Origin of the sequence: Pelobacter seleniigenes DSM 18267 (genome assembly GCF_000711225.1) — a bacterium.
Classification (GTDB): domain Bacteria; phylum Desulfobacterota; class Desulfuromonadia; order Desulfuromonadales; family Geopsychrobacteraceae; genus Seleniibacterium; species Seleniibacterium seleniigenes.
Window position 1 is genome coordinate 195,946 of record NZ_JOMG01000004.1, and the last position, 12,003, is coordinate 207,948.

Annotated in this window: 7 protein-coding genes; 4 read left to right on the forward strand and 3 right to left on the reverse strand. The window is 55.2% G+C overall.

Going from position 1 to position 12,003, the window contains the following annotated elements:
• Positions 1 to 9: 9 nt before the first annotated feature.
• Both N909_RS0117865 and N909_RS0117870 read right to left on the reverse strand, forming a co-directional pair.
• Entirely contained in the window at positions 10 to 603 is a 594-nt protein-coding gene (locus N909_RS0117865) for a class I SAM-dependent methyltransferase (RefSeq protein ID WP_063336453.1), read from the reverse strand.
• Positions 604 to 874: 271 nt separating this feature from the next.
• The gene (locus tag N909_RS0117870; RefSeq protein ID WP_084167810.1) at positions 875 to 3,196 is read right to left on the reverse strand and encodes a methyl-accepting chemotaxis protein; all 2,322 of its coding nucleotides are present in this window, start codon (positions 3,194 to 3,196) and stop codon (positions 875 to 877) included.
• Between the two features lie 658 nt (positions 3,197 to 3,854).
• Here N909_RS0117870 and ilvB point away from each other — a divergent pair.
• From ilvB to N909_RS0117890, 4 genes are all read left to right on the forward strand, one after another.
• On the forward strand, positions 3,855 to 5,627 hold the full coding sequence (gene ilvB, locus N909_RS0117875) for a biosynthetic-type acetolactate synthase large subunit (protein WP_029917501.1): 1,773 nt from the start codon (positions 3,855 to 3,857) through the stop codon (positions 5,625 to 5,627).
• Entirely contained in the window at positions 5,624 to 6,094 is a 471-nt protein-coding gene (gene ilvN / locus N909_RS0117880; protein ID WP_029917502.1) for an acetolactate synthase small subunit, read from the forward strand. Before ilvB ends, ilvN begins: the two co-directional genes overlap by 4 nt.
• Before the next feature lie 67 nt (positions 6,095 to 6,161).
• The gene (ilvD, locus tag N909_RS0117885; protein ID WP_029917503.1) at positions 6,162 to 7,865 is read left to right on the forward strand and encodes a dihydroxy-acid dehydratase; all 1,704 of its coding nucleotides are present in this window, start codon (positions 6,162 to 6,164) and stop codon (positions 7,863 to 7,865) included.
• Positions 7,866 to 8,137: 272 nt separating this feature from the next.
• A complete protein-coding gene (locus tag N909_RS0117890) occupies positions 8,138 to 10,435 on the forward strand; it encodes an ATP-binding response regulator (protein WP_029917504.1) in 2,298 nt (765 codons plus the stop codon).
• Positions 10,436 to 10,486: 51 nt separating this feature from the next.
• Here the strand turns inward: N909_RS0117890 and metC are convergent, their stop codons facing one another.
• On the reverse strand, positions 10,487 to 11,653 hold the full coding sequence (gene metC, locus N909_RS0117895) for a cystathionine beta-lyase (protein WP_029917505.1): 1,167 nt from the start codon (positions 11,651 to 11,653) through the stop codon (positions 10,487 to 10,489).
• Positions 11,654 to 12,003 lie beyond the last annotated feature (350 nt).

Below are 12,003 nucleotides of genomic sequence, written 5' to 3' on the forward strand. Positions count from 1 at the left end.
CTGTCGGGTTCAGCCCTTGGTAAACAGAACCAGCTCTCTGGAGGACAGTTTCGTCAGGCCGACCTGCTGAAATCCGTATGGTTTGATTTCCGCCGCAATGGTGGTCGGGGTCAGGCGCAAATGCAGGGGTAGGTCGGGGGTGGCCGCAGGTTTGGGGCTTTCGATGATACCCAGTCGGCCGTTTGGCCGCAGCGCCCGGTAGAGTTCCGGGAACAGCACTCCCCAGTGCTCATCCAGCCCGGGCATGTGCAATACGCCGGAAATCAGCACCGCATCGATTGAGCTGGCTGCCAGGGGCAGCGGCGCTCCCAGGTCGGCAATCAGGCTGGCGATGTTCGGACAATCGGCGGCCTGGCTGGCCTGGCGCAGTTGTTCAATCATCCGGGCGTCATGGTCCAGCCCAATGACCCGGCCGCTGGCACCGACCCATGCGGCCGCGAGCAGGGCATATTCTCCGGGTCCGCAGCCGGCATCCAGAAAACAATTGCCGGTTTTTAATCCCAACGCGGCGAAGACCAGCTCCGGGCTTTGCACCCCGAAACTGCCGGCGCCATCTCGCCGATAGCGCGGCGGCTGCAGGTCAAAACATTCTTTCCACTGCATTTTTTTAACCCTCAAGATTGGTCGTTGAACGGTCTTGTTTTCAAGCATGGAAAAGAAGATAAGCTTAATCCCGTTGGATTGCAAAAAAGAAGGATGTTCACCGTCTTTTACCCCTCTTCGGTTGATCATTTGGAGCAGGAAATTTGTCAGCTCTTTGATTCTGAAAGACCAACACCTGAAAAGGGTTCACCTTTGACCTTTGAAAAAAAAACGCTCCGGAAACTCCGGAGCGTTTTTATGTTCAACTGCAAGGCCTGCCTGAACTTGCGGGTCAGAATTTTCCGAATTCATCATCGTCAAGATTTATTTTAACACGCGAACTCTTTCCGACAGGTTCACCCCAGCCTAGGTTCATTGTTGGTTTGGGCTGGTTTTTGAGTTGAGGGGGGACCATTGGTGGAGCTTGTTTTTTCCTGCTCTTGGCCTGATCAAGGGTAAAGCGCTGGAGCATCTGTTGTAATTGGGCGGCCTGACCGGACAGCTCTTCGGCAGCGGCGGCGCTTTCCTCGGCACTGGCCGTATTTTGTTGAGCGACTTGATCGATATTGGTCAGCCCACTGGTGACTTGACCGATCTCCTGAGCTTGTTCGTTGGAGGCCTTGGCAATCTCCTTCAACAATTCCGCAACTTTGTTGGTGCCGCTCATAATTTCATTCAGGGCTGACGCCGTTTGTTCGGCCATTTTAACGCCCTGATCGGTAAGGGAAACGGAGCCTTCAATCAATTCGGAGGTTTCTTCTGCCGCTTTGGCACTGCGGGCAGCGAGATTTCTGACTTCCTCGGCCACGACCGCAAAACCTTTCCCATGTTGGCCGGCACGGGCCGCCTCTACCGCCGCATTCAATGCCAAGAGATTGGTCTGGAAGGCGATCTCATCAATGACCTTGATGATTTTACTAATATTTTGGCTCGCCTGGTTGATTTTATCCATGGCCTTAACCATCTCTGCCATACGGGTATTCCCGTTTTCAGCGGCTTGCTGCGAATCGGTCGATACCTTTGTCGCGGTTGTCGCGTTTTCAGCATTGATGCGGACCTGCGCCGCCATCTGATTCATTGATGCGGTGACTTCCTCAAGGGAACTGGCTGATTCAGTAGCGCCCTGAGAAAGAGCCTGGCTGGCATCGGCTATCTCCCCAGCTCCTGAAGCAATTTGCTCACCGGCAACCTGAATACTGCCGACCATTTCCTGAAGATTGGTCAGCATGGTTTGCAGAGCGTGACCGAGTTGATCACGCTCGGATGCAACTTTGACTGTTCTGGAAAGATCTCCTTGGGCAATGGCATCGGCGACCTCGGCTGTTGCTTGCAGCCCGTCAGCCATTTCATCAAGGGCTTGGGATAGCCGACCTACCTCGTCGGCAGATTTGAGATTGAGCCGTTTGCTGAAGTCTCCAAGTTTGATGGTATCGGCTAATTCTGCGGCGGCTCTGACCGGTCTGGCAATATTGCGGGCGGCCCACCAGAGAATCGCTAAGGCAACCAGAATGATAGTCAGGCCGACTCCGATTTGCCACATCGTATTGGTGTGCCCCCGTTGTTCCAGAGCTGTATTAAGGGCTTGAGCTTCCGCGAGAATGACATCCTTCTTGACTTTGACCAGAACCGACCAAGGCTTGCCCGTGGAACCAAGCTTGATAGGATAAAAAACATTAACATTGCCGGTTTGATCGTTAATGATGGTGTGTGCTTTGCCGTCACGAATGGTCGCAAGCGCCTCCTGTTTCCCCTCTTTTAAGACATTGTCAATACTTTTCCCTATCAGGTCAGGTGCTTCGCTGTCGGCGACGACCAACCCCATATCGCTCAGAATAATAATAGTGGCCTGGCCATTAAGAAGATCTTTGTCGACGTTTTCGCTGAGCTGCTGAACAAAGGACAGGTTATAATCGGCGCCAGCGACCCCATAGAACGTATCATTGACAATAATTGGAACCGACATGGTCGCGAGCCAGACCTGTTTTCCCTGGACGATGTAAGGGAGAGGTCCCAGGACGCTTTCTACTTTGTTGTCACGCGGGCCGATATACCAGCCCCCCTTGAGAACCCCGTTGGGATGCTTGTCCATGGTGTCATATTCGACGAGGGGTTGAACCGCAATTTTGCCACTGGCATCACGGGTCCAGTAGGGAGTGAACCGACCTGTCTCTTGGTTGTTCCCGTCAAGGCCATTTTTGTAATTATCATCGAGATCGTCGAGAGCATTAGGCTCCCAGCAGGAATAGGTTCCGTTGAACTTGGGATTCCCTTTCAAGACACTGAGTAATATCGCATTAAGTCCTGTTCGACTGAGCTGCAGGGTGGTCATGTCGTATTGATCTTTCGTTTTGGCAACTTCAAAAACATGGGCCATGGTCCTGGCAGCATCAAGGGCGAGCTCAAAATCAGATTGAATTTTTCCGGCTTGTTCCCCGGCAAGGGTCATCAGCCCCTCAAGGGCCATTTTTTTCTGTTGGCTTGAAACATTGTTGATCGTGAATTTTTGGGTGCGTTCTGAAGAGATCAGACTGTAGGTGACCAATGATCCGGCCGTTAGCAGGAGGCACGCTCCTGCCAATAGCGCGATTTTCATTTGAATGGACTTCAGTCTCATAAGAATCCTTTCTTTTGATATTTAAAACGTTGATGCGAACACAGTTTTATAAATTCATAATCATGAAAGATAGTTAATCCTTGGGTTTTTGTCAATGCTTTTTAATAGTTTCACATTAACTAAAACTATCTTTAAATATATTAAAGAGTTTCATTTTTAATCTCATCGGGTTGAAAACCAACTTGGAACCGGCGGAGTTAATACCCCGCTTTTGATACGGGATGATTTGTTGATATGAATGATGCAAATGACAAATAATCAGGTCCGTTGGCGACTTCAAATCGTGCTTGAGTTGTTCCGGATATTCAGGCTGGTTGCATCTGGAAACTCTGAATAACATAAGTTCAGTTTTCAGGTTGGAAGCGAGCAGTTTCCGAATATAACCAGGTGAGCTTCTTTTAGGGCCCTGGCTGTTCGGATATAACCTGCGGCGTTCTGGTAGTGTTTTTTTAAGCTAAAGCCGCCCGATTGATAAAAACAAAACGCTGTTAGTCAATTGTTTTATTCTGGAATGACGGTATGTTATAAGGGTGGAAAATAAAGGAGACAAAATATAACCAAATTTGTTATGATTTGTCTCCCTTTTCATATGCTGATTCGGAGCGGTTCGGCTTCGCGTTGCTCCACAGCCCTTTTTCAATTTGATGCAGAGGATGTTATGACCGGTAAACAATTGTTGCTGAAGGCACTCAAGGACAAGGGCGTCAAGTATATCTTCGGCTATATCGGCGGCGCGATCATGCCGTTTTTTGACGAGATGGAAAGACTTGGCCAATTCAAATTTATCATGGGACGGCATGAACAGGGCTCGGCGTTCATGGCCCAGGGGTTGACCCGGGCGTCCCTGTCGACGCCCGATCCGCAGGTCGGGGTCTGTGTCTCGACGTCGGGGCCGGGGGCGATGAATCTGGTCACCGGGATCGCCGATGCGCAGATGGATTCCGTAGCCATGGTCGCCATCACCGGCCAGGTGGCCACCGGGGTCATCGCCACCGATGCTTTCCAGGAGAGTGATGTGGTCGGCGTGATGATGCCGATCTGCAAGCAAACCTATATGCCCCTGACTGCCGAGGAGATCGAAAAGACGGTTCATGAAGGGTTCTACGTGGCCACGACCGGCCGTGGCGGGCCGGTGGTCATTGATGTGCCCAAGGATGTTCAGAATGAAGCGGTGGAGGATTCTTACAGCTTTGATCCGGCCAGTTTCAGGCCCGATCTGCCCGGTTACTTCTATACTCCGACCCCGGAACGGGAACCGGTCAAACGGGCTATCGAGCTGATCAACAAGAGCGAGCGGCCGGTCATGTTCTGCGGCCACGGGGTGATCAACAGCAATGCCGGGGAACTGCTTCAAAAGGTGGCTGAAAAGGTCAATATCCCGGTCGCTTTTACCCTGCACGGTCTTTCGGCCATGGCTGCAGACCATCCGTTGAGTCTTGGAATGATGGGCATGCATGGCACCGTGGAAGCCAACCGGGCGATCATGGAAGCCGATCTGCTGATTTCCTTCGGGATGCGTTTTGACGACCGGGTCACGGGCAAGCTCAATGAATATGCCCAGAACGCGGATGTCATCCATGTCGAGATCGATCCTTCGGAAATCGATAAAAACGTGCGCACCTCCATTGCGATCAATGCCGATGTCTATCGCACCCTCCATGTCATGCTCGGCGATCCGATGCTGACGTACAAACCGCGCCGTCGCTGGCTGGAGAAAATCGCCTCTTTCCGTTCGGTCATGGCTGAGGATACCCGGCGGGAGCTTGAGTACGGTCTTGGCGACGACGGCAAACTGCTGATGAAGACCGTGGTTCACCGGCTCTCCGAAATCACGGCCGGCAAAGACCTGGTGATCGCCGATGTCGGCCAGCACCAGATGATTTCGGCGCGCTATTACAACTTTCAGACCCGCAACAGCTGGTTCGCTTCGGGCGGTGCCGGGACCATGGGCTGTTCGCTGCCCATGGCTATTGGGGTTAAACTGGCCCGGCCGCTGGAACGGGTCTGGTCGATCAGCGGGGACGGCGGCTTCCAGATGAATCTCCAGGAACTCGGCACCATCATGGAGCAGCAGCTGGACGTCAAGATCATCATCCTCAACAACGGTTATCTGGGCATGGTTCGCCAGTGGCAGACTTTCTTTTTTGACGGCTGCTATGCGGGCACACCGATGCAAAGCCCGGATTTCGGGTATCTGGCCAAGGCTTACGGGATTCCCTATCGGAAAATCGAAAAACTGGCGGATGTTGTGCCGGCCCTTGAAGAGGCTGCTCACCATCAAGGCGCCATCATTCTGGAATTTGTCTGCGACCCGAGCGAGGTCGTATTGCCGATGATTCCCTCCGGCGGGGGATTCGAGGATATGATCGTTGAGCATCCGAGTAAGGCTGCTGCCGGTCAAGCTGCTGATAAGCAAGGGGAGGTGGCATGAAAAGGCGTACCATTCTGGCTTTTACTCTGGATCATCCCGGCGTTCTGAACAAGATTTCCATGCTGATCCGCAAGAAGATGTACAACGTGGACACCCTGACCGTCTGCCGCTCGAGGATTCCCGGCGTCAGCCGCATGACCATCACGCTGGAAGAGAATGACGAAGCCAAGGTCATCCAGGTCATCAAACAGCTGGAAAAATTCACCGAGGTTATCTCGGCCCGAGAGCTTGATACCGATCACAGCTACTGGCGGGAGGTCGCCATTGTCAAACTTGAAATCGAAGCGTCCCACCTGGAATCCTTTCACGGTCGCTATAATTTCGAGGTCCTGGAACAGAAAAGCGAAGATATCCATATCCTCCAGGTGGCCGGCTCGACCCGGCGGATCGATGCCTTCCTGGAGGAAGTCGGTCAGGAGCATGTGGTCGAAATCGCCCGCACCGGGGTGACCGCCATGGAGAAATAGCCGACAGGGGCAAACCTGCCGGCGGCGCCCACGGATGGGCGTTTTGACAACCTGCAGGGGGCAGTGTATGAAGAGACGCAGTCAACAGATCACCGGGCGGCCGGGTCAGGCTGACTGGTATGAACGGACCGCGGCCCGGACCATGTTACGGGCCGTCGGTTTCCGGGATGAGGATTTTTCCAAGCCTCTGGTGGCGGTGGCCGTACCCCACACCAACGGCACGCCCTGCAATGACCATATCCGCGAACTGGGCGATCTGGTGCAGCAGGAGATCGAAGCGGCCGGCGGTAAAGCCATCATTTTCGGCACCCCGGTGGTGTCCGACGGGATCTCCATGGGCACGGAAGCGATGAAATATTCGCTGGTCAGCCGCGAGGTGATTGCCGATTCCATTGAGCTGATGACCGAAGGTTACCAGGTGGACGCGGTGGTCACCCTGTCCGGCTGCGACAAGACCATTCCGGCTGCGTTGATGCCCATCGCCCGCAACGATCTGATCGGTCTGACTCTGTACGGCGGGAGCATTCTGCCCGGCCGCCACGCCGGCAAGGAGCTCAATATCGTCAGCTCCTTTGAGGGGATCGGCGCCCATGCCGCCGGCAAGATCGACGCCGAGGAACTCCGCCAGATCGAATGCCACGCCTGTCCGGGACCGGGCTCCTGCGGCGGGATGTACACCGCCAATACCATGGCCGCGGCCATTGAGGCCATGGGGATGAGCGTCCCCGGTTCGGCGGCCAACATGGCGGTGGATCGCGCTAATCGCCTCTCTGCTGACAAACGGGGGGATGTCAGGCGCAGCGTTCGGGCCCTGTTCGGTTTGCTCGAAAGGGGAGTGAGTGCCCGTCAGATCATGACCCGCCAGGCCTTCGAAAACGCCCTGACCCTGGTCTGGGCGCTGGGCGGTTCGACCAACGCCGTACTCCATCTGCTCGCCCTGGCCCGCGAAGCCGGTATCGAACTGACCCTCCGTGATATCAAAAGCCTCACCGCCGCCGTCCCTTTGCTGGGAAATTTCAAACCCTTCGGGCGCTACCTGATGAACGATCTGCATGCTCTGGGCGGCGTCCAGCCGGTACTGAAAATGCTCCTGGAGGCCGGTCTGCTGCATGCTGATTGCCTGACCGTGACCGGCCGGACCTTAGGTGAAAACTTGCAGGATGTTGCGCCGCTGCCCGGCGGGCAGGATGTGGTTTATCCCATGTCCAGCCCCTATGCCGGAGTCGGCCGGCACATCCGCATTCTCTATGGCAATCTGGCTGCTGACGGCTGTGTCCTCAAGCAGAGCGGCAAAGACCTGACCACTATGCGCGGCCCGGCTCGGGTCTTTGAACGTGAAGAAGAGGCCCTGCAGGCGATTTTGCAAGGGCGAATCAAACCGGGCGATATCATTGTCATTCGTTATGAAGGCCCTCAGGGCGGTCCGGGGATGCGGGAAATGCTGTCGCCTTCAGCGGCCCTGATGGGTGCCGGCCTTGGCGACAGCGTTGCTCTGCTTACCGACGGCCGGTTTTCCGGCGGCACTCATGGCATCATGATCGGTCATATGGCCCCGGAAGCCCAGATTGGCGGGACCCTGGCCCTGGTCCGAGAGGACGATCCCATCGAGATCAATCTGGAACATGACGAAGTCAATCTGCTGGTCGACGACCCAGACCTGGCTGCCCGGCGCGCCGCCTGGCAAGCACCCGCCCCACGCTACAGGCGTGGCGTGCTGGCCAAATATGCCCGTCTGGTTTCCTCGGCAGCGACTGGAGCTGTGACCAGCTGAATTCTTTTTTTTATTCCGATTTTCCCGCTCCTTCCTGTTTTTTAAATAACAGGTTTTTAGTAGTGGTTTCCCCTCTGCAGCAAGAGAGGGAAATCCACCTTTTTTATGGATTTTTCTTGAGGATATTCTTGGAATGATATAATCTTAAAAAATATTAAGAACTCTTCCCAGTTTCGGTTAGCCTAGCTGAGTGTTATTCCTGGTTTCAGGCGGCGGTGATGAGTGGACATGCACTATGGATTTTTCGATAGAGTGACTTCAGGGGGCAGGAAATGATGGTCGATAAGCCTTATCGACTCAGGTTCTGGGTGACGTTGGCACTTTTTGTGGTCGCCTTTATGGCCATTTCCGCGAGTATTTTTTACTCTTGCCGGAGGATGGCTATCGGTGAAGCGGAAAAAAACCTGTCCGGATTTCTGCTCAATTACAGTGCGACGCGCAACTTTGTTGAAGATGTCCAGAAGCAGGAAATTTACCGGCTGAAAAACGAACAACGGCTGTATCGGGAATATTTCTCGCCCAAGTTGCTTTCTGCAACCTATATCACTCGCCATATCAACAACCTGCAGAATCAGAATCGTCATAAGGCCGGTCTGGGTCAGGTCTATTTCAAGTTTGCCTCCCGTAACCCGCGTAACCCGCTGAATCTTGCCAGCGCTTTTGAATTAAAGTTGCTGGATGAATTCAATCAGGGTTTACGGAGTGAATATAAAGCTATTGTTGATCGTGGGCCGGAGAAGACTCTCTATTACGCCGTCCCCATCGACCGCAATCGGGAATCCTGCCTGCGCTGTCATGGCGACCCTGCTGACGCGCCCCTGGAACTGGTTGTTGCCTACGGCAGTACTGCCGGGTTCAATGAACAACTGGGCGAGATCCGGGCCCTGATGTCGGTTCATGTGCCCGTCGATCGGCTGCTGGTGGAAGCGAACCGGACGGCTGTCGTGCTGTCGGCCGTGGTGCTGCTGTTACTGACCGGGGCTTTCTGGGGAGTGCAACTGTTGTTCGGAAAAGCAGAGGCCCAGCAGGCGATCGCCGAAGAAAAATCCTCTTATCTGAATTCCGTCCTGCAATCGACCACGGATACGGCGATCATTGCCCTGGACAAGGACTGTAGTATCAAATATTTCAATCGGGCTGCAGAGCAGCTATGTGCCATTTCGGGTGCCGAAGCCCTCCATCGACAGCTTCCAGAACTGCCGGCCCTGGCTAACGAAAAAGCCGGCGAGCTGTTGCGTAATGCCCTTGAGATTGCCAATGAACGTGGCGTCTACCGGTTCCGGTTTACCCTGGAGGAGCACATTCTTGAAGCCCAGCTCTCGCAAATTCGGAGCTCGAAGGGGAATGGGGCCGGATTCCTTTTCCTGGGGCAGGACATCACCAACCGCATCATGGAGCAGCGCGAGCGGGAGGCGATTAAGGCCCGCCTGCAAAAGGCTGAGAAAACGGAATCAATCGGACTGTTGGCCGGCGGAGTTGCCCACGACCTGAACAACATTCTGTCCGGCATCATCAGTTACCCCGAACTGCTGCTGCTGCGGCTGCCCGAGGACAGCGAGCTGCGCGCCCCGATTACCGCCATCCAGCAGTCCGGACAGCGTGCCGCAGCAGTGGTTGCCGACCTGCTGACCGTGGCTCGCGGCGTGGCCTGTCAGAAAGAAACCGCAGAACTCAACGCCCTGGCCCGTGATTATCTGGATTCGCCGGAGTTCGGCAAACTGCAAACTTATCATCCGACGGTTCAGGCCGTGGTCGAATTGGCGGACCAGCCGTTGCATATTGTCTGTTCACCGATTCATATCCGCAAATGTCTGATGAACCTGATCAATAACGCTTTTGAGGCCAGCCCGGCGGAAGGAATCTGTCGCATTGTCAGCGGTTGGCGGCGCTTTGACCTTGCCGCCGCCCGGAAGAATTATCTGAGCGCCGGGGAGTATGCCTTTGTCTGTATCAGTAACAACGGCGAACCGATCCGCGAAAAAGACCTCAAACACATCTTCGAGCCGTTCTATTCGACCAAAAAACTGGGCCGCAGCGGCACCGGCCTCGGCCTGTCCGTGGTCTATAACACGGTCAAGGACCATCAAGGCTCGGTCATTGTCGACAGTCGCCCGGAAGAAACCTCTTTTACCATTTATTTTCCATTGACTTCGGCCAACCTGAAGACCACGGCAAGGGATATTTCCATGACGAGCCTGGACGGCAACCAGGAGGTTGTCCTGATTGTCGATGACGAGCCGCAGATCCGCGATATCGCCGAAAGAATGCTTCTGGAACTGAACTACGGCGTGGTCACTGCGGCTTCCGGTGAGGAGGCTCTGCAGTACCTGCAACGCAACAGCGTCGACCTGGTGCTGCTGGACATGCTCATGGCGCCGGGGATCAGCGGGCTGGCCACCTACCAGGCGCTGCTGAAAATCCATCCGGCACAAAAGACGATCATTGTCAGCGGTTTTTCCGACAATGAGGAGATCAATCAGGCTCTCAGCCTGGGGGCCAACGGCTTTTTAAGCAAACCCTACTCTCTGGAACAGCTGGGACAGGCTCTTGTGCAGGTGCTGCGAGCCTGATTTTTCTCTTGGTTGTTCGCCTGTCAGCGTGGCGTTGCCGTTCTCCGCTTGTTACAGCGCGGCCAACGCCTGGGTGATATCTTCTTTCAGGTCAGCAATTTCCTCCAGGCCGATATTGAGGCGGATCATCCAGCGGCCGTGATAGCGGGACAGCTCCGATTGGCCGAACCGACCGGCGGTCACCAGGCTTTTGAACCCGCCCCAGCTGTAGCCGATGCCGAACAACTGCAGCCTGTCAACAAAGCGGGCAACTGCCTGCTCGTCGTATCCCGCTTCCAAAACAAAAGAGAATATTCCCGATGAGCCGGTAAAGTCACGCTGCCAGAGCGCATGCTCGGGATGGTCGGGCAGGGCGGGGTGGAGCACCGTTTCGACTCCGCGTTGCCCCTGCAGCCAACTGGCGATGTCGCGGGCGGCCCTTTCGTGCTGCTGCAGTCTGACCGGCAGGGTTTTCAGCCCGCGCAGGGCCAGGTAACAGGCGTCCTGGGGGGCGACGATTTCCAGGGCACGGCACAGTTTCCGGAATTGTCCGGCGCACGGTTCCGTGACCGTGGCGGTGCCGAGCAGGACATCGCTGTGCCCGGAGATGTATTTGGTGACCGAGTGAATGGAGATATCGACCCCGTGCTGAAAGGGCTGGAAAAACAGCGGGGTCGCCCAGGTATTGTCGATGGCGGTGATAATCCCCCGGCGGCGGGCCACCGCGGTGATGGCCGGGACATCCTGAATTTCAAAGGTGTTTGAGCCGGGCGATTCCAACAGGATCAGCCGGGTTTGCGGGGTGATGTAGGCTTCGATGTCCGCTCCGGCATTGGCTGGAAAATAACTGGTGGTGACTCCGAACCGGTGCAGCAGGGTGGCCGCAAAACGGCGCACCGGGCCGTACACGCTGTTGCAGACCAGCAGATGATCGCCGCTGTTCAGGAAGGCCTGCAGGACGCTGGTGATGGCGAGCAGTCCGGAGGGAAAGGCTTTGGTGAGAAAGCCGCCTTCGAGCTCGGTCATGGCCTGCTCAAAGGCCTGTGAGGTCGGACTGCCGTCGGTGCCGTAAGTGAACCCCTCATACTGACCCTGTCCGGCGGCACGCAATTCGGCGTAGTTTTCGAACAATACCGTGGAGGCCTGGTAGAGCGGCGGATTGATGGAATGATAGCGGGCCAGGGAGTGACTGTCGCCGTTGTAGCCGCTGTTGATGATTTCCGTTGCTGTTTTTTTCATCTGCAAAACCTTTTAGCATCGAGCCGATTGCGGGAAAATATTGAAGCAAGGCTAAACCTTACTAAACCACTGAAAAATATTCAAGAGGTTTGTTCTTTTCTCTGCTGTGGTTTTGCCGTGGGGATTCTTTTCGCCTGCTGTTCCGAATGGCGCTCGTTTAAGCAACTTTGCAGTAAACTCGGGACTGTCCCCAGGGTCATCGGGGGCTGTCCCAAGAGTTTGCGAGCCATGAAACTGTCGCGGTTAGCACCGCAAAGACCTGGGGCAGCCCCCCGGGCGGGGACCGTCCCGGTTTTGCTGCCAGCGACTCTTAAACGAGCGTCATTCCCTGATGTCCCGATATTCTCCTA